16 protein-coding genes are annotated in these 19,268 nt (G+C 46.2%); 7 read left to right on the top strand and 9 right to left on the bottom strand.

The window, feature by feature from the left end; genetic code table 11:
* Nucleotides 1-382 precede the first annotated feature (382 nt).
* From QUA43_RS15405 to QUA43_RS15395, 3 genes are all read left to right on the top strand, one after another.
* Nucleotides 383-1,597: a DUF4331 domain-containing protein gene (locus QUA43_RS15405; RefSeq protein ID WP_333375026.1), complete on the top strand. Its 1,215-nt coding sequence runs from the start codon at nucleotides 383-385 to the stop codon at nucleotides 1,595-1,597.
* 123 nt (nucleotides 1,598-1,720) lie between these two features.
* Entirely contained in the window at nucleotides 1,721-3,127 is a 1,407-nt protein-coding gene (locus QUA43_RS15400) for a tetratricopeptide repeat protein (protein WP_333375024.1), read from the top strand.
* Between the two features lie 241 nt (nucleotides 3,128-3,368).
* Complete coding sequence (locus QUA43_RS15395; RefSeq protein WP_333375022.1) at nucleotides 3,369-4,862, top strand: HoxN/HupN/NixA family nickel/cobalt transporter; 1,494 nt, start codon at nucleotides 3,369-3,371, stop codon at nucleotides 4,860-4,862.
* A gap of 120 nt (nucleotides 4,863-4,982) precedes the next feature.
* Here the strand turns inward: QUA43_RS15395 and QUA43_RS15390 are convergent, their stop codons facing one another.
* Together QUA43_RS15390 and QUA43_RS15385 are read right to left on the bottom strand one after the other, a co-directional pair.
* Nucleotides 4,983-5,420 (bottom strand): DUF6918 family protein, encoded by a 438-nt coding sequence (locus QUA43_RS15390; protein WP_333375021.1) that lies wholly within the window; start codon nucleotides 5,418-5,420, stop codon nucleotides 4,983-4,985.
* Nucleotides 5,421-5,790: 370 nt separating this feature from the next.
* Nucleotides 5,791-5,973: a hypothetical protein gene (locus QUA43_RS15385; RefSeq protein ID WP_333375019.1), complete on the bottom strand. Its 183-nt coding sequence runs from the start codon at nucleotides 5,971-5,973 to the stop codon at nucleotides 5,791-5,793.
* A gap of 370 nt (nucleotides 5,974-6,343) precedes the next feature.
* Between QUA43_RS15385 and QUA43_RS15380 the strand changes: the two genes are divergently transcribed.
* Nucleotides 6,344-7,975: a Ycf66 family protein gene (locus QUA43_RS15380; RefSeq protein ID WP_333375017.1), complete on the top strand. Its 1,632-nt coding sequence runs from the start codon at nucleotides 6,344-6,346 to the stop codon at nucleotides 7,973-7,975.
* A gap of 76 nt (nucleotides 7,976-8,051) precedes the next feature.
* Here the strand turns inward: QUA43_RS15380 and QUA43_RS15375 are convergent, their stop codons facing one another.
* Nucleotides 8,052-8,288: a hypothetical protein gene (locus QUA43_RS15375; protein WP_333375016.1), complete on the bottom strand. Its 237-nt coding sequence runs from the start codon at nucleotides 8,286-8,288 to the stop codon at nucleotides 8,052-8,054.
* On the opposite strand from QUA43_RS15375, the gene cobQ reads away from it, so the two are divergent.
* The gene (cobQ, locus tag QUA43_RS15370) at nucleotides 8,253-9,719 is read left to right on the top strand and encodes a cobyric acid synthase CobQ (RefSeq protein WP_333375014.1); all 1,467 of its coding nucleotides are present in this window, start codon (nucleotides 8,253-8,255) and stop codon (nucleotides 9,717-9,719) included. The two genes, QUA43_RS15375 and cobQ, sit on opposite strands and share 36 nt — an antisense overlap.
* 75 nt (nucleotides 9,720-9,794) lie before the next feature.
* On the top strand, nucleotides 9,795-10,031 hold the full coding sequence (locus tag QUA43_RS15365; RefSeq protein ID WP_333375013.1) for a 2Fe-2S iron-sulfur cluster binding domain-containing protein: 237 nt from the start codon (nucleotides 9,795-9,797) through the stop codon (nucleotides 10,029-10,031).
* A 65-nt stretch (nucleotides 10,032-10,096) separates the two neighbouring features.
* Here QUA43_RS15365 and QUA43_RS15360 read toward each other — a convergent pair whose 3' ends face one another.
* On the bottom strand, nucleotides 10,097-11,437 hold the full coding sequence (locus tag QUA43_RS15360; protein ID WP_333375011.1) for a hypothetical protein: 1,341 nt from the start codon (nucleotides 11,435-11,437) through the stop codon (nucleotides 10,097-10,099).
* A gap of 95 nt (nucleotides 11,438-11,532) precedes the next feature.
* Here QUA43_RS15360 and QUA43_RS15355 point away from each other — a divergent pair, with 95 nt between their 5' ends.
* A complete protein-coding gene (locus tag QUA43_RS15355; RefSeq protein ID WP_333375009.1) occupies nucleotides 11,533-12,318 on the top strand; it encodes an SDR family oxidoreductase in 786 nt (261 codons plus the stop codon).
* A gap of 172 nt (nucleotides 12,319-12,490) precedes the next feature.
* Here QUA43_RS15355 and QUA43_RS15350 read toward each other — a convergent pair whose 3' ends face one another.
* The 5 genes from QUA43_RS15350 to QUA43_RS15330 all read right to left on the bottom strand — a co-directional run bounded on the left by QUA43_RS15350 (nucleotide 12,491) and on the right by QUA43_RS15330 (nucleotide 19,056).
* Entirely contained in the window at nucleotides 12,491-13,270 is a 780-nt protein-coding gene (locus QUA43_RS15350) for a photosystem II S4 domain protein (RefSeq protein ID WP_333057868.1), read from the bottom strand.
* Nucleotides 13,271-13,508: 238 nt separating this feature from the next.
* Nucleotides 13,509-14,333 carry an SWIM zinc finger family protein gene (locus QUA43_RS15345; protein WP_333375007.1) on the bottom strand — a complete coding sequence of 275 codons (825 nt, stop codon included), beginning with the start codon at nucleotides 14,331-14,333 and terminating at the stop codon, nucleotides 13,509-13,511.
* Nucleotides 14,334-14,348: 15 nt separating this feature from the next.
* Nucleotides 14,349-17,639, bottom strand: a complete 3,291-nt coding sequence (locus QUA43_RS15340; protein ID WP_333375005.1) for a DEAD/DEAH box helicase — start codon at nucleotides 17,637-17,639, stop codon at nucleotides 14,349-14,351.
* A gap of 221 nt (nucleotides 17,640-17,860) precedes the next feature.
* Nucleotides 17,861-18,475 (bottom strand): Uma2 family endonuclease, encoded by a 615-nt coding sequence (locus tag QUA43_RS15335; RefSeq protein ID WP_333375003.1) that lies wholly within the window; start codon nucleotides 18,473-18,475, stop codon nucleotides 17,861-17,863.
* Between the two features lie 74 nt (nucleotides 18,476-18,549).
* Nucleotides 18,550-19,056, bottom strand: coding sequence for a hypothetical protein (locus tag QUA43_RS15330; RefSeq protein ID WP_333375001.1), 507 nt, complete (start codon nucleotides 19,054-19,056; stop codon nucleotides 18,550-18,552).
* Nucleotides 19,057-19,268 lie beyond the last annotated feature (212 nt).

Genomic DNA, 19,268 nt, shown 5'->3' with positions numbered 1-19,268 from the left:
TGGATGCTTTCGGTCAAAACCGCGACATTAACTCGTTCCTAAGCTCTGTTCCCTAGCTCCCAAGAAGAGCCTGGGAACCCATATAAGCGATGCTCTGGCTCCACTAGATCGAGGGAGGCTCTGTCTCCGAGCAGAAATTCCCAAGCATAGTTCGGGCACGAGTAAATCCTCAATAACACCCTTTTTCACATAAATTAATCTTGAAGCACAGATCCAAAATTGCCAAACCTTCGTATACCACCAATAGGAGAAGGCTCAGCAACAGCGCAAAAGCGCCACAGGTTGACAGATTTCAACCTGTTGCTACAAAAGTAAAACCCGCGAATGCGGGTTATTTACCATTGATTTGTGCAAAAATTTCATTGAAATAAAGGTGCTAACTGTGAAGCTCACAAAAAAAATTCGCCGAACCATACTAGCTATTGAAGTAGCTCTAATTGCTCTATTAACTCCAGGGATAATTGTTGCTTCCGACCACGACGACGGCGAAGTAGATATCAAAGGTCGCGCGGTTAATTTAACTGACCTGTACGTATATCGCGAAAAAGACCAAAACTCCGGTGCTGCGGACGGGGATTTAGTATTTACCATGAATTCAAATCCCAGGTCTGTCGCCCGCTATCAATATTATTTCAGCACTACAGCCCTCTACCAATTTCACATCACCCAGGTAGGTGACGTGAATTCTACACCTACTGGACGCTCTGATATTATCTTGCGGTTTGCCTTCAGTCCGCCTAACAATCAAGGTATGCAAGCGGTAGCTGTAACTGTTGTTCGCGGCGGCTCGGAGACTGTTGCTAAGGCTACAGTTAACGGCGGGCTAATTGCCACAACTCCGCTGAATTCTAATGCTGTTTTGAATACAGTACCTGTGGGCGGTTCTAACTTGACTGTATTTGCGGGTTTACGCGAAGACCCGTTTTTCTTTGATGTGGAACAATTTTTTAGAGTTCGCGCCGCAGCTTTGGGAACGGGGCCGCGCACTGCTTTTAAACAACCGAATCAAGCGATCGACTTTACTAAAGGTTACAACGTCAATACAATTGCTGTCCGCGTTCCCAAAGCGTTTTTGCAAGCAGGAACTGGGGCCAATACTTTTGATGTTTGGTCAACAGTTTCGATCCGGGATGGAGCTGGTGGTTTCAAACAATTCGAGCGTTTGGCGAGACCTGCAATTAATGAAGGTTTGATAGTTACTCCCGCTTATCTGGAAGCATTTAATAATATTCCTCCGAGATTGGATTTGAGCGCTGCTGCTGCTCCGGTGCGGCAGGAAGCTGTTGCTACTCTGAATGCTGTGGATCTTTTGGACGGTCGGGATAATGTCGATCCAAATGCGATCGCCGGAGCTTTCTTACCCGATGTCATGCGGATCGATACCACAAAAACCAGCGGCTATGCTAGCGCTACAAATGCTCAAGGAAGCTTGATCGGAGGTCGTATGCTGATGGACGACGTTATTGATATCACTCTGGGAGCTTTGGTGGGTTCTCCGGTTGGCGATAACGTTTCATATAACGGAACTCCGGGCAATCCGGCTCAGGGACACAAACCCTTAGAACCGAATTTTCCTTATTTGGCTTTGCCTAATTAGTTATTGGTTAGTTGTTATTGGTTATTGGTTAGTTGTTATTGGCTAATAACTAATAACCAATAACCACGCAACTTTATAGAATTTGAATGTTTTACCGCAGATGAAGGCGATGAACGCAGATATATGAAAACAAAAATAGGACAAGGAATAAAATCGGATGTTTTCGGGTGGTGGCTGCTGATAGTGGTTCCTTTAGTTGGGATGGTAGTAGTGAATTTACCTCCTAATTGGCGTTTTATTTCAGATAATTTTTCTAACAAAAGCCCCGAAAATCTAGATACTAATTACCGCTATCATTTCTCGGAAAGTTTGAGAAACAATCCCAATCAAAAGGAAGCAATTGAGCAAGAGATTGCTTTTTATCAGCAGCGATTGGCTGTTGATTCCCGCAGCGGTTTGAACCGGGCGGCACTGGCGGGATCTTATTTGAAAATGGCTCGCGCTACTGGGGAGGGAGGTTGGTTTTTATTGGCAGAACAGGCGGCTCAAAGGTCGATCGCCGATTTGCCTTTTGACAACAAAGGTGCGCTGTTAGTTTTAGCTCGAATTGCCGAAGCCAGACACGATTTTGCTACTGCTTTGCGCTTTGCTAAACAGGCGGGTTCTGACAATGAAGATGCGATCGCCCTTTTAGTTACATCTCACTTAGCGATGGGTAAAGTGAGCGAGGCAAATGCAGCCGCAGAAGCCTTAGTTAACCGGATTCCCAACTTGGGTTCTCTCACTTTGAGAGCTTTAGTGAGAGAGTCTCAGGGCCGAGATGCTGAGGTTTTGCAGGATTACCGCCAAGCAATGGCGGCGGAGGAACCGGGAGAGGTTGCTGGTTCTGCGCGGGCCCGATCGCTCTTGGGTCGATTTTACGCGCGTCGTGGGCAGTTTGTGCAGGCGAAAGCGCTGTTTTTGGAGGCGCTGCGGTTGGTGCCGCGATACCCGCTGGCGCTGATTTATTTGGCGGATTTGGAGACGCGGCAGGGCAATTATCGGGCGGCGGAAGGCTATTACAGCAAGGTTTCGGCGTATTCTGGCGGGGCTGAGACTGTGTTCGATCACATTGTCGATCGCGGTATGGCGAGGGTGAAGGATTTGCAGGGAGATGCGATCGAATCCCGGCGACTTCGGGACAAAGCAGAAGCTGGGCTGCGACAGGAACAGGTTTCTGGATCTAGCGGTTTCGGGCACCGGCGCGATTTGGCAAGTTTGCTGCTGGAAAAAGGTCGATCGCAGGATGTCACCGAAGCGCTGGCGTTAATGCAGGAGGAGGTGAAAATTCGCCGGGATGCTGTGACGCTTGATACTTTGGCTTGGGCGCTTTCCGCCGCTGGGGAATGGCAAAAAGCCGATCGAGTGATGGCCGAAATATTGCGATCGGGCATTCGCGATGCGGGTATGTTTTACCGGGCTGGTGCGATCGCCCGGACTTTAGGTAAGGATACCGAATCTCGCGCTTATTTTCAAAAGTCCAAGGAAATTGACCCGAATTTTGACGATCGATCTCGCCAAGCATTGGGCTTAGGAAGTTATGAATTTTGAGATTAACTAATAGCTGCAACTCCGTCAATCCGCCAGGGGTTGAAAGCTTAATTCCTCTTGCATAGGACTAAAAGATTTCACTAAAAAGTAGAAAATCTTTTAGTCGGTTTCAACCGACTTTCGCTATGAGACGGGGATTTCAATCCCCGGCGGACTGTGAGACTCACGAAAAGAGCGATCGCCTAAAAAATCACAAACAACAAAACAAACTACCGAAAAAAATGTATTTATGCAGTACAAAATGAACCGACTGCCAAAACTTTTCATCCTATTCTTCCTAACACTTTCCTTCTTACTAACAACCTCAACCCGACCAGTTTACTCCCACTGGGCAGACTTGTCCGTAGCAGAAATAGTAGTCAACGATTTACAAACCGAAATAACATTAACTTTCCCAACTGGCTTAACAAACTTCGCCGACGACAATCGAGACAGCCAGCTACAACCTGCTGAAGTTCGCAGCCACCAAACACAGCTAGAAAAGTTTTTCAGCCAACAAATCCGCCTCACCAACAGTAGCAACATTCAAGGCTCCGTAGCAGTAAAACCGCTAGAAATAGCAGCTAAAACCGCCAGCTTAATCCAGCAGCCGAATACCCACAGCACCTTAATTTTAGACTACACCTGGCCCGCACCTTCTCAAGATAAAACCCCCGCTTTACCTGACTCAATTTCCATCTCCAAACCAGAGAAATTGCGAATTAATTACAATCTGTTTTTGCCAGAAGTTCCGACAGCTAGCTGCCAAGCTACGATTGTACAAGCGGGTGCTGTAAAAAGCTTTGTGTTTACGCCGCAAAACCGCGACTTTTTGTTAGCGGGAAAGGAATCTATCTGGGATTCAGGTTGGAGTTTACTGCTAGCAATAGCGGGAGCATTTGCTTGGGGATGCGTGCACGCGATGTCGCCCGGACACGGAAAAACCATAGTCGGCGCTTATTTAGTGGGTTCGCGGGCTACTCCGATACACGCTTTATTTCTAGCAGCGACCACTACAATTACTCACACTGCGGGCGTGTTTGCTGTCGGCGGAATTACTTTGTTTGCTTCTAACTTGATCGACCCCGAAAAATTAGATCCTTGGCTGAGTTTAATCTCAGGTTTATTAGTAGCCTTCATCGGCCTTAACTTACTCTTAGAAAAACTCAAAACTAGGTTGGTAGTGAGGACGGAAGTTATCAAAAAAATCAAAAGTAAAATTTTTAATAATAAAAACTGGTTTCTCAGGAATAAAGTCTTTACGGCAGAATGTGAAGAACCAGTAAATCTTTTGAGTAGAGGAAGTTGGGAGCGAGAATTTAAGCCTGTAAAACCCGATATATCTCACCACTACCACCATCACGGAGACGGCCGGATTCATTCGCATTTGCCTCCCGGTGCTGACGGTTCTGCTATTACTTGGAAAAGCTTATTGGCGTTGGGAATTTCCGGCGGTTTGTTGCCTTGTCCTTCCGCTTTGGTGATGCTGTTGAGTGCGTCGGCTTTGGGCAATGTTGGTTTGGGAATGACGTTAGTGGTAGCGTTTAGTTTGGGATTGGCTTTAGTGCTGAGTGCGATCGGATTAATCTTAGTTTATGCCAAACGAAATTTTGATAAACTGCCCAAACAGATAACAGCAGTCAAATTTCTGCCGGCGATTAGTGCGATGTTTGTAATGTTTTTGGGGTTGGGAATTACCGGACAGGCGATGTTGAAAATATTGGCTGCCAATCAATGGGTAATTGGCAATGGATAAGCATAAAATTAGGACTCTCCCTCCTAACTACAAACTTACCAATAAGTCGGATTTTAGATACCCGATTTCTTGAAGAAGCCGGGTATCTGGGTATTCTGTTTTTTAGCCGTTGCTCACTTATCAGGCCGCACTATGTTTATTAATAATTTCGGCTAAATCCGGTACTCCGTTTTCCACGTAATTCTTGGCTGAAGGGCGGAGTTTGGCATAGGCGCCTTTAACCATCGATCTTGTGCTTTTCTCGACCCTTTTGTCACTTATCTGGAGCAATTCGTCTGCTACTTCACCTTTTCTTTGGGCTAGATATTCTACTGGGTTGCCATTGTTTACGGCTTCAGTCCACATCGGATCGAGTGCGATCGAGATTTCTGGCAGAAGTTGATCGAGGACTTGGGCGCAATAGTCAGCCCGTATGCCCTTGACAGTAGAGTAGGCAGCTTTAAGAGCCAAACCACCCAATCCCGGCGCTGCTGCAACTTGTTGGTCTATCAACTTTACACAGTCATCAACAAAAGTTTCTCTGTGGTTTTCATTCAAGAGAATATCGCTAAGTCCCATTTTCACTTTCCTTGATTTAATAGTCAATGTGCTTATTAGCTTTAAGCTTAATTTGACATCATATATCTATTTTGAGCCTTTACTCAAGGTTTCCCAAGTTTTTTAAGGTTTGAATGTCTCTATAAGACAGCCTGATGTTGAGATTTGTTTAGTATTTTATGGGGATTAATGTTCTATATACTACTAATTATTGGCCTACGGTTTGTAGTAAGGGCTTTAGTCCTTATTAGGTGATATTAATGAGGACTAAAGCCCTGAGTACAAACTGATGAGTTGTGAACACTCACGTAAAGAGAAGAACTCGAAAAAAATATTAGAAAGGCTCTGCCTAAGTCCGATCGCACTTGCACGTATGGTCTGGCACGTATCATTAGGATTGGACATTCGGCGCGATGCCTGCTGGTACTGCAACGAGGGGAAGTTTCACGGTTTGAGCCGGATGAGCGCTCGATCGCAATACCAAATTTTTCGGTAATTTCGCGGAAGTGCTTAGTCCGGGAAATATTTGAAGCGATAAGGTTAAGCCGGCCGCTAATAATAGTTTTTCTAACATGGCATTGTCTCCCATACATACGCCCTAGGGCATAATTCCTCTTACACCTACAACATATAAACATCCTCAGTCGCTTGGTGCGATCGCACGGGCATAGTTAAGTGACACATATCACGACGGAGGAGGGGGTGATGGGGATAGGGGGTGTGGGGATAGGGGGTGATGGGGAGTAGGAAAGTCGGGGAGAGTGGGAAATCTTGACTCGCACTTCTGGCGTCAACATCCGTTGAATGTGTTAAATCCTATACACGGCGCGTTGCCAAACTTCCCTACTAATCGAGAATTGTCCGATAGAAAGAAGCCGTTGAGTCTCTCTGAAAGGTAGAATTAGCGCGTAGAAGTTATTTGACACAGCGGAGGTACCGACAATATGCTTGCATACATTCTGGCGTTGGCGGTCGGTCTAGGCAGCTTCAGTATTTACATGGCGGCCTTCTTTTTTCCAGAAGTGCACCGCAAAAGTGATTTTACCTGGAGCGGGGTAGGGCTTTTTTATGCGTTAATTTTATGGGCTTGTGCGGGACGAATTACTGGTGCTCTCCTGCTTGGTCAAATGGCGGGCGTGGCGATGTTGGGCTGGTTTGCCTGGGAAACTCTGACTTTGCGCCGGCAGGTGACGCCCGTTGCTGAGCAAACGCCGATTCCTCAGTCGGCGAATTTGGCTGCAGCAGGCGTGCCGTTTGCTGGCTTGTTTGCCAAGAAAAAAGAACCCGCAGCGAAAAAACCTAAGTTTGTTCGATCGCCCAAACCGAAAACTGATGTGGTTCCAGCACCCACTGTGGATAAGAGCGAGGTAAAGCTAGAGGAACAGCCGGCGATTCCCCCCATAGCTGAAAGTATTGCTGAAAGTTTGATCGACGAGCCGACGACTGAAAGTGCGATCGCCCCAGACTTGAAAATTCCCGACTCGAAACCACCTGCAATTGCAGAAATACCAGTGTTTTCAGTCGAAACTCCTGCTGCTGAGACTTCACCAACCCCAGCAGAATTAGCCAGCAGCTTCACTCCTCTACCTCTACCTCTAGAAATTTCAGAAATAGCCGTTACACCAAGTGTGGATCCAGTAGAGGCTCAGCCAGAGCCTCCACAGCAGCCAGAAGCCGATGATTTTGACGAGGAAACAGAATGGAGGACAGCCGTTAAAGAGTCGCAGGCGGCAGCGGCAGCGGCGGCCCCAACTCCTCCTACTCCTCCTCAACCAGCTAAAAAATCCGGCGGTTTCGGTAGTCTGTTTGACAATATCAAAAATAGTCTCGGCGGTATGTTGGGACGGGGTGCGGGTAAAAACAAATCTGATGCAACTCCGCAGACGCCAAAACCTTCAGTGACTCCAGAATCGATCGCACCTGAATCTAAAATAACGGCAACTCCTGCACCGGGTATCGACCAAATTCTCGAATCCGAATTAGCCCAGGCGGCTGCGGAAGTGGTAGCCGAAAGCAGCAACACTGTTGTGGAAACAAGCCTTGGAGTGCCGTTTCCCACCGATGTTGAAGCAATGGCCGAGTTGATGGCGGCAGACATCGCGAGTTCTGACAAAATAGGGGACGGGACGATCGAAGAGCGATCGTCCGCTGACACCCAGACACCTCTGGCTGCCGTTGGTGAACCAGAAGCAGCACCAGGCTTACCAGAAGCAGAAGCCCCTGCTGTATCTCTGGAAACCCAGACACCGCTGGCAGCAGTTGGTGAACCGGAAGCAGCAGCAGTCGGCGTACCGGAAGCAGAAGCCCCTGCTGTATCTCTGGAAATGACTGTGGTGGAAATGGCAGCGCCTGTAGAGATAGAAATACCGGGAGAACCTGGGTTGAGCGTGCAGGTGGAAACGGTTTCAGTATCAGTGATCTCGATCGAATCTACAGGTGAAGAACTTTCTTCTGACGCAGAACAAACTGAATTGAGTCCCCCGAATCACCCCGATCCGAATTTAGTCGAAACTGCTAAACCGGCCACTGAATCCAAGTCTGAGAATGTATCCGGCGAAGATAAGCCGTCATCTTGAGGCAGAAAGCAAAAGGTAGAAACCAGATTTTTTTTTGATTCTGCCTTCTGCCTTCTTACTTCTTACTTTTTTCTTCTTACTTCTTACTTCTTACTTTTTTCTTCTTACTTCTTCCCTCTTCCCTTTTCGCTCTTCCTTCTTCCCTCTTCCCTCTTCCCTCTTCCTTCTTCCTTCTTCCTTCTTCCTTCTTCCTTCTTCCTTCTTCCCTCTTCCTTCTTCCTTCTTCCTTCTTCCTTCTTCCTTCTTCCTTCTCCCCTCTTCCTTCTCCCTTAATATTATGAAAGCAATTATGGTCGTGGGAACCACATCTCACGCAGGGAAATCTTTACTCGTGGCAGCTTTATGTCGAATCTTTTCTCGGCGAGGCTGGCGGGTAACTCCGTTTAAAGGTCAGAATATGGCCCTGAATTCCTATGTCACAGCCGCCGGTGGAGAGATTGGTTACGCTCAAGCAGTGCAAGCTTGGGCTGCGGGCGTAGCACCTTGGGTAGAAATGAATCCGATTTTGCTCAAGCCACAAGGAGACATGACTTCTCAATTGATTGTCAAGGGCCGGGCGATCGCCAATGTGCGAGCATCTCAATATTACGAGCAGTATTTCGATCTCGGCTGGCAAGCTATTCGGGAATCTTTAGAATTTCTCAAGCAAGAATTTGACATGATTGTGTGTGAGGGAGCCGGTAGCCCTGCTGAAATTAATCTCAAACACCGCGATTTAACAAATATGCGGGTAGCTAAATATTTAAAAGCTCGGACTTTGCTAGTAGTTGATATCGATCGCGGTGGTGCTTTTGCTCACATTATCGGTACTTTGGAATTGCTCGATCCCGACGAACGGGCTTTAATTAAAGGATTCATTATTAATAAGTTCCGAGGGCAAAAATCGATCTTAGATCCGGGTCTGACTTGGCTAGAAGAAAGGACTGGAATCCCGGTAGTTGGGGTGATTCCTTGGATAGACGAAGTGTTTCCCTCAGAAGATTCTCTCGATTTGCTCGATCGGCGTTCTCCCAATTCTCAAACCGACATAAATATTTCGGTCATCCGCCTGCCCCGAATTTCCAATTTTACCGACTTTGACCCCTTAGAGTCGGAAACTAGCGTCACAGTCAAATATGTCAGCCCAAAAGACCCTTTAGGCCATCCAGACGCCGTAATTTTACCAGGGTCTAAAACTACAATTTCTGATTTGCACGTGCTGCGCCAAACAGGTATGGCAAAAGCTATTCAAAATTATTTAGTAGCTGGCGGTACAGTCATGGGAGTTTGCGGCGGCTTTCAGATGCTGGGAGAAAGTATCACCGATAAAGAAGGCATTGAGGGAGAAAAGGGAGAATTTCCAGGATTAGGATTGCTGCCTTTAAAAACTGCGATGGCACCGAACAAAATTGCGCGCCAACGAATCGTAACATCTAACTATCCTCAACCGGGTTTGCCAGTTTCCGGTTACGAAATTCATCAAGGAAAAACGCAAATCCTAGAGTCAGATTTGACTCAACCGCTATTTGACGATGCTAGTTTAGGCATTGTCAATACTTCTCAATCAATTTGGGGTACATACTTGCACGGCATCTTTGACAACGGGGCTTGGCGGCGAGCTTGGTTAAATCACTTGCGGCAGCAGCGGGGACTACGCGCATTGCCTACAGGTATTCCTAATTACCGAGAACACCGAGAAACTCTGTTAGACTCTCTAGCAGATACAGTGGAAAAGCATTTAGATATAAAGCATATTTTAGGTTAATTAGTTAACAGTTGACTGTTGACTGTTGACTGTTAACTGTTAACTATTGTTTGTTAGAGTTGAGGTTAAAAGTCAATGACAAAAGTTTGTTTTTTACCAGACAATGTGACAGTTGAAGCTGAACCAGGAGAGCTTTTGCTAGATGTAGCTAAACGTGCAGGGGTTTCTATTCCTACTGGCTGTCTCATGGGTTCTTGTCACGCTTGCGAAGTAGAAATTGATGACGGTGATACGATTTGTGCTTGTATTTCCGGCGTCCCTTCCGGGAAAAAGCAAGTGACAATTAATCTGTATGTTGACCCGACTTGGTAATTTGTTAGTTGACGGTTGGCAGTTGACTGTTAACTGTTGACTGACAACTGACAACTGACAACTGACTAATTTTTTTGCCATTCTTGCTGTTTTTTGCGAGCAGATTGCAGCCATTTTTGGGATTCGGGATAAATAGTTGTTCCGGGTTTGACTGATTCTAATTGATTGATAATTTTTTGCAACTGGCTGAGGGAGTAACCGGGATTTTGCCTCGGAGAATTCACCTCATTTTGCAAGTTGGCAAACAAGCTTTTAGCTTCTTGCAAAGCTTTGGCAGAATCTTTTTCTGCTTCCAGTCTAATCTGGGTAATTCCTAAATTATTTTGATATTGAGCGAGTTTGGTTTGAGCGTCGAGATAGCCGGGGTTATCGACTGGAATCAATTTCAGTCTGTTAATAGCTTCTTGCCACAATTCTGCTATTTGCTCCCACTGTGCGGCGGGATGTGGCGGTTTTTGGGAGGCGACGGCGGCGGAGAGAGCAAATTCTTTGGCAGCTTCAATTAAGTTGTCTGCCCGTACAGAACCTGTGGCGATACCACCCATTGCTTGAAAGTCTCTTTCTGCTGCTTTGAGTGTTTTCTTAGCCGTTTCTCCCGCGAGGGTTTCGGCGGGAATTTGATTGAGTTGGTCGATCGCACTTTGCCAGTTTACCGTCGCTTTTTGTCTGTCTGCAGCAGTTTTTGCTTCCTGATACTGCTGTTTCGCCGCCTTGAGAGTTTGTTCGACTTGATTTAACTGAGTAAAAGCATTTTTTTGCTGGAAAATTTGAGCCTCCATCCGCCCGACATTTTTGCGGGCGGCTTCAAATTCATCGAGTGTAAACCGCCAACTGCAGCGGAAAAAAGAGCAGTACCTCTTTGGGTAATAGCCGAGGAACCACACCGGCAAGGCGTCGAGATGTTTTTGCGCTTGTTTTGCTTTAATTTCGCCCAAGTCAAAATCAGCGACAGCCGTGGCTTTATTCACCAGTTGATCGGATTGTTCCACAAGGGCGATCGCCTGCCGGTAATTGTGATCCATACTGATAAAACTCGGCAGCAACAATATCGGCATTGTTTTCGCCACGGGCCAGCGAATCATGGGAAAAGGTAGGTTAATCAGCCAAATTATCCCCGCAGCACTTCCCAGCAAACTCCCAGCAAAGATGATTTTACCGAACAATCCGGGCGGGCGGTTGGCTTTGACGGCAGCTTTGAGAGCTTGTTCGCTGAAGTTGGGAAATTCGTCTTTGAAGGTATCGCGGATTTCTTCTCTTGAGGCGAAAGTGCCGTTTTGCGATCGTAACTTCTCCAACCGCTTGATTACCATTCGTCGGTAGACATCACCGGCTAGACTATCAGCCGCCGCGCACTTGTCAACTTCGGCCCGCAAAATTTCAAAAGCTCGATCGGTAAGACGCGCCATAAAACTCACCTATTCCCTTTTAATTATTTTACAGGTTCCCGTCTAAATAATTGTTAAAATATATAAAGCCCACATCAAATATCCGAATTAATTTCATGCCGACTGCTTTAATCACCGGTGCTTCTGGCGGAATTGGTGCAGCCTTTGCCTCCGAATTAGCCAAACGCCAGCACAATCTAATCTTGGTAGCTCGTTCCGCAGACAAATTGCAACAGCTAGCTGCTCAACTGCAACAGGAATTCAATATTTTGGTCGAAATTATCGTTCAAGATTTGACCGCACCAGGAGCCACAAATGCTGTATTTGACGCGGTTGTTAAAAAAGGTTGGACGGTTGATTTGTTGGTGAACAATGCGGGTTTTGGCGATTACGGTGCTTTTGCCGATCGCCCGCTTGCGAAACAACTAACAATGGTGCAACTAAATATTGTAGCATTAGTTGAACTTTCGCACTTATTTTTGCAGGGAATGCGGCAGCGAAAATCGGGAAGTATCATCAATGTTGCCTCCATCGCAGCTTTTCAACCGATGCCGTACTTGTCAATGTATGCAGCTACTAAAGCCTTTGTTTTGAGTTTCAGCGAGGCACTTTGGGCGGAAAACAAAGATTTAGGAATTCGCATTTTGTGCCTTTGTCCCGGGCCGACAGAATCGGACTTTTTCGCAGTAGCTGAATTTCCGAAATCACTAGCCTCTAACAGCGGACAAAAACTCGTTCCCGCTGATGAAGTAGTGCGAGATGCTTTGAAAGCTTTAGACAAAAATGAGTCTAATGTTGTCACAGGGGGAATTCCCAATCAAATCATCGCAAATATGCCTCGATTGATGCCGCGAGAACTTTTGGTGAAGTCGGTAGAAAAGGTGTTTCGGGCGAAAGCGTAATTACGAAGGGCAAGGAAGTAGTCTACGGGATTTAACGGATTTCACCGAGGTGGGTTCTAGGAAAGTTCGGCAACAGATTGTGTACGAGATTTAACCCATTTAGCCGATATCGGGAAAAAGGAACAGGGAAAAGCATTCCCAATTCCCAATTCCCAATTACTAATTCCGAGAATTACAAATATCGAGTTAACTGGACTCGATAGCGTTCCTTCTTAGTAACAGCAACTTCCCCAATTTCCAATCTTCCCTTGCCGGTAACAGCAATTAAATCTCCCGACTTGACATTATAACTAGCTTGAGTAACGTCTTTCCAGTTAACTCGCACGTCGCCACTGCCAATTAAATCGGCCATTTTGCTGCGAGACATTGCGAATCCAGCCGAGGCGACAGCATCCAATCTCATCGATGCTTCAACGGTGGTCATTTCTTTCTTTTTGGGTTCTCTAATTTTGAGTTCGCTCAACTCAATGCGCCGCGTTTGTACAGGAACCGATCGCACTTGCTGCAAACTCATCTCCAAATACTCTACCATCTCGGGCATGACAATGGCTTGCGCGCCGCGTTCTCCCAAAACAATCACATCGCCAGTTTTCTCCCGGACAATTCCCGTACCCAACATCGCCCCCAAAAAGTCGCGGTGAGAAGCTGTATCGAACAAGAAATTGCCAGCGATTTCTACTGCCGCAACGTTAACGCTAGCAGAGTCGATCGGGATATCCGATCGCGCGATCGCAATTCTTTGTCTTTCAGCTTGCGGGTAGCCGCCCCAAGCCACTAATTCCACGTCTGTTAAGCGCTTAAATACCGTCAGAGTGTCCGCCAATTCTGGAGGCGATAGAAAATCAGTCAGAGTAACTTCCCAAGTTTTAATTGCTTGTTCCGCTTGGTCGATCGCCCGCGCCACACATTCGCGGTTTTCGATGCCTTTTAACAGTTCTTCTCTTTGTAACATCAGTCAATTTTAGATTCTAATTTGAAATTGCCCAACCTTGCTGTCACTAAAAAGTCTACTTTTTTAACAGTCGCACTAATTTAATTATAGTCTAAAATCATCAAATAACGATCTTATGATTTTAGTGGCTGGTAAAGTTGATATGATGAGCACGATTATTGTACCAAATCTATGAAGTCTTCGAGTTAAAGTTTTTGCAAGAGATCGATCGAGTATGGCAGCAAAATTGTCCACCCAACTACTTATTCTTCTTCACCCGCAAATACAGTTCTTCCATCGCCTCAATAAACGAACCATCCTTGTGCCAAAACTGTGGAAAATCTCCCTGTTTCTTCACCACGATCGCACTTACCCCACTTTGCGCTGCCACCTCAATCGTCTGCGGCAATCGCTTCGCACCATGCCAAAACTCTTTCAGGCTGACCGTTTGCGCCTCACTGGCGATCGCCCGCGTGTAATAGGAATCCACCGCCACAGGGGCCGCTGCATCCGCCGTTAACTCGGCAGAAAGCGCCATTCCCAAAGGCGTTTTTGCTAATTCGCGGTGCAGCACTTCCTTAGAAAGCCCCCGTAATTCAAACAGTAAAAATGGATCTTTGTCCAATTCTGCCGCCACCAAATAATAAACTCCGGCAATATGTTTGCAGGGATTGCTATAGTCTGGGCAAGAGCAAGTAGTCTTAAAGTCCTCGCGGCTGCTGGGTAAAAGGTGCAATCCGAGGGGTGCAAAAGCCTTTTCAATATTGTCGGGCATTTCGTTGAGTAGCAGCCGGGAAATGAAGCTGGCTTTTGATGCCATTTGGGCGATCGCCACTTTCCACTTTGCCTGACTAATTGGCTCAAACTCAATTTTAGTTTTGTAGAGTGGCTCCTTATAAACCCCAAAATAAGGATTTACCGACCCCCTTACTTCTGCCATCACTAAGCCATCATTAATCTTAAAGCTTTTTACCTTGTCATTCCGTGCATAGGAACGTCCCCGTCCGAGTCGCCCAGAATCTGTAAATCTTTCTAACGCATCGATAAATTTATTGCCCCACCAAGTCCGAGTAAATTGTGACATATTTTTGATGTTCTCCTAATCTAAAACTGCATTTTTATTGAGCCTAATTAACTTTTTAAATGCCTCATTATCCAACTCAGTCAGCCACGATTCATCCGCACCAATAATTGACCCTGCCAATTTCTTTTTGTCCTCAATCATTTGGTCAATCTTTTCCTCCAACGTGCCAATTGCCACAAACTTATGCACAAACACATTTTTTTCCTGTCCGATCCGAAACGCCCGATCCGTCGCCTGATCTTCCACCGCCGGATTCCACCAGCGATCGAAATGGAACACGTGATTGGCTTTTGTCAGCGTAATTCCCACGCCGCCCGCCTTCAGTGACAGAATAAATACCGAAGGTTCAGACTCTGGATCTTGAAACTCTGAAATCATCCGTTCCCGTTTTTCGCGACTGGTTCCCCCGTGGATGTAGTAAGTGTTGTAATGTAGCGTTTGTTTAATATATTTTTCCAAGGCGCTTCCCAGTTCTGTAAACTGCGTAAATACCAATAAACTTTCGCCTTCTGCTTTGACTTCCTCAATCATCTCGATCAGCCGTTCCAGTTTGTGCGATCGCTCTGGTGTAAACTCACTTTCATCTTGCAAAAACTGGCGCGGATGGTTACAAATTTGCTTCAGCTTCAGCAGTGTCGCCAAAATCATCCCCTTGCGCTTCATCCCTTCCGTCGCGTCAATTTCTTGTTCTACCTCTTTCACAATCGCTTCATAAAGCGAAGCTTGCTCGCGGGTGAGATTGCAGTAGAGTTTTTGCTCAACTTTGTCGGGGAGATCCTGAATAATCGACTTATCGGTTTTCAGACGCCGGAGAATAAAGGGTTCTACTAATTTTTTGAGCGCTGCCGATTGCGTGCGACTCCCATTTTTTTGAATCGGGATCTCAAACAACTTCCGAAACTGCGCCTCTTTACCCAGATAGCCGGGATTGAGGAAATTAAAAATTGACCATAAATCCAGCAATCTATTTTCCACGGGTGTTCCAGTCAATGCTAGTCGATGGGTAGCGGGTAACTTTAAAATCGCCTTTGTTTGCGCCGCTTTCGGATTTTTAATATTCTGGGCTTCATCAATTACCACGCGATGCCACGCTACGCTGCTCAACAGTTTCTCGTCTTTTCGCACCAAGGTAAAGGAAGTGATCAACATATCACAATCTTGGACGGCGGCTTTAAATGCTTTGGCATCTTGCAAACGTTGAGGGCCGTGGTGAATCAGCGATCGCAATTCGGGAGCAAACTTTTCCATTTCCTTTTGCCAGTTACCAACTACGGATGTGGGCGCAATTAGCAGCGTGGGTAGAACCGAAGGTGCGATCGCTTTTTCTGTCTTTCTTTCTGTCTCTTTTGTAGTAGATAAAACTTCCCGCTCTTGCAATAATCGAGCAATTACCTGCGCCGATTTACCCAAACCCATATCATCGGCAAGACAGCCATTTAATCCCAAACTTTCCAAATAACTCAGCCAAGAAACACCGCGCTTTTGATAATCTCGTAACTTGCCCTGAAACTTTGCTGGATCTGCAATTAACTCTAGCCGACTCTTATCGTGCAGCTTCTCCAACATATCCGATAAAGCCCGATCGCGCTCCACCTCTAACTCTTCACTAGCTTCTCCTTCTGCCGTCAACTTCATAAAGTCAATCAAGCTGACATCGGGATTCTCTTCGCGATGTTTTTGCCAAAAATTCAGCATCTCCTGCATCTTGTCTTTGTCCAGTTCCATCCATTGTCCTCGGAACTGCACCAGCGGTGTTTTGCTATTTACTAACGCCTGCCATTCTTGTTCGCTAACCCGTTCACCCCCGATCGCCAATTCATACTGATATTCCACCAATGAATCCGCCGAAAATAATCCCTTGCCCTTGATTGCAGCGCTCTTGCTGCCCTTCCCTTTGACTTGCAGGCGAATCTTCGCCCGTTGTCGTCCCTTCGGCGTCCACCAAGCGGGGACAATCACTTTATATCCGGCATCTTCTAATACCCAAGCGGACTCGCTGAGAAAGGTGAAAGCATCATCTAAGCTGAGGGTAATGTTAGCAGGTTGGTCGGTTTCTAGCCCTTGCCAAAGTTGGGGATAAATGCGAGCAGCGTAGCCGAGATTTGTCAGCAAATGTTGCTCAAAGTTGTCTCCGAATTGTGTTTGCAACTGTTTTTGTTGAGTCGATCGCGATCGCCAATAATCCTGCAACGGCATCCGCAGGGATGGGTCTTTTTTCGCAGCCACCTGAAACTCTAAAACCCAAGGCTGTTCTGGGTTTTCGGGGGATTGTAGCTGAAAGCAGAGGGAGAATGAGTCAGCAGATTGATTGCGCGTAATGCGATCGCGCCAGGTTTGCCATTGCCGGTATTGTTCAAGGTTTACTGGCGCGATTTTTCGTGTTTGGTTGAGGCAGATTTGAAGTAAAGAATCCGCAATCTTATTTTCAAACGATGCTGGGATGGGGGTTTGAGTGACAATTTCCGCGATCGCACACTCGGAAAAATGCCGCAGCAACCGTTCACGATCGTAGAACTTTGGTGTATCTTGTAGCTGGATCTTCCGAAAACCTGACACACAAACTAAAGGCATCCATTCAACATAGCGTTGTAAATCAGTTTCGTACTGTGTTGAAACAATTTCCCATCCCGGATAAATCTCAAAGCTGGGTTCAATTTTGGCAGGTGTTTTTGGAGTTTTTGCAGTTGTTTTGGTTTTTGTCTCGCCCGCTTTCTTACGCCCGCGCGTGGCTTTCTCAGCGGGTTCGGATGTTTCGATGGGTGCGATCGCGATCGGAGCAGTTTCTCGATAGCGCAACGCCGGAATATAATGATCTTTCAGAACAATTTGCTTAAAATTTTGGGTGTAGTGATACCAAAATAGCAAGTCTGAACCAAACTGAACTTCTGCTAAATCGTAGAGGGCAAAAAAATGCAGATCGTTCAATACTTTAGTCAAAGTGTGGGTGGCGATGCACACACAGTCAACTTCCCAATACTCCAACTCAAATGTTTCCGGTAATTCTGTCTCTAAATATCGCGCTAACTCTAAAGATGGTAACGGCTGGTTGTCGGCAGTGGGGAGTAAAAAATACCGAGGGACGATCGCGTATTCTCGCCCCATCGCACTTGTATTGCTGACTGCTGACAGTTGAATCCCCGCTTCTTTCGTTAGAAACTCTCTTAACTGTGCCGTCTCCAATTGTCGGGGATGAACCTTAGCAGGCTGTTTTTTCTTTTGAGTGGTTTCAACCCACAGACAAAAAGTTCCACCTTGAACAAAACTCTCTTCTGTTTGAGGAATCCAAGTCCCGTGGAGGATTTTCATAGGTCATACCAAACGCAACCTTTGGCAGCCTATCATATCATGAATGAGTGGGAAAAGATAAGAAGGCGGTTGAAAGCAGGTTTATACAAACCATGTCTGCTGGATGCCGACTAAAGAGAATAACGTAATTTTACCGCGCTATCTTTAACCCGCGTCGGCGGGTTTTGCTTGTGTAGACGCGGTTTCAACCGCCGAGTTTTCTGCCGAGTCTTCTTACAAATTTAGAAAATATCTGTTAAATCCAACACAAAACCGGGTAATACATCTTCACCTGACAGAGTTGCAGGCGAGTCTAAAATTTCCACATCTGAACCTTGACGGGAGATTTCTACTTTTCTATTTTTGCGATCGAGCAACCATCCCAATTTCGATCCATTTTTCACATATACTTTCATTTTAGCCCGCAATTTTTCTAGCGAGTCAGTGGTCGATTCCCTTCGGGATAGCTTCGCTTCACGCAATTCCACCACAAAATCGGGACAAATCGGCGCAAATTTCTTTTTTTCTTCAGCAGTTAAAGCATCCCACCTGTCGCGTCGAATCCAAGCAGCATCGGGAGAAATATCTGTACCGTCGGGCAGTTTAAATCCAGTGGAAGACTCAAAAGCAATTCCCAACTGCTTATTTTGTCTGCTCCAAGATTGAAGTTGATACGATAAGTCAATGTTGAAACTACCAGTCTCGCTACCTGTAGGTGGGATAATAATTAATCCTCCACTAGCAGTGCGATCACATCTCAAATCCCGGTTGTCTTGACACAACTGAAAAAACTGCTCGTCTGTTAATTCGAGCGTTAATTCTATGGGAGAATGTAGGGAGATAGTTTGTGATTCCATAACTCCCTTCAAATATTACACGAGTCAACAGTCAACAGTCAACAGTCAACAGTCAACTGTTAACAAACAAATAACTAAGTCTCTGTATAACCTTGGATATTTTCCGGTTTAAACTGCTGCAAAATCTTCGCAGCTTTCCCAGTCAAATCATCAGTACCCTTAACCGCAATCAAAAATTTACCCGCATTCAAACGGTTGCGGTAGGGCAAAGCATCGCCGCTACCAAAAGCCATACCGCCCGCGCCTCCTACAAAAACACTGCCCATCGCAGCGGCGATCGCACCGAGTACACCACCGATCGCGTGATCGCCAATTTCCCCCGCCCAGGCGAAAGTCTTCAACTCAGTCATCAGACTGAAAGTAACGCCAGCAATAAAGCCAAAGGGAATCAGCCAAATAGCCATGAGTTTAGCTTGTTTCTTCGCTTGCTGGTTGGGGTCGATCAAGCCAAATTCATCAGCAGTTTTGTAGCCGCGGCCCAAAATACTCACTTGCTTCATGGGCAAGCCTTCTTTTTCGAGAGCACAGTAGGCAGCTTCGGCTTGAATTCGATCGGGCAGTACGGCGATAAGATAATTCATTGACAATAATTCCTGATAGTTAGGCTTGGACACCTAGAATTGATTATAGACCGAAAACACATACTAGCTAAGCACTTGGGAGATTTTCAGACGGTCAGAGAGTCCGATCGCCCGCAAAGCTAAAATATTTCATGCAAAAAACGGCCGACCTTGACCGAATACAGATACAATTCAAACTGCACAAAGGCAAGCTTGAGCTGAGCTGTTAGATA

Source organism: Microcoleus sp. N9_B4, from assembly GCF_036701635.1.
In the GTDB taxonomy this organism is placed as follows: Bacteria; Cyanobacteriota; Cyanobacteriia; order Cyanobacteriales; family Microcoleaceae; genus Microcoleus.
Note: the sequence above shows the minus strand (reverse complement) of the source record. Positions and strands in the feature narration are given on the sequence as shown.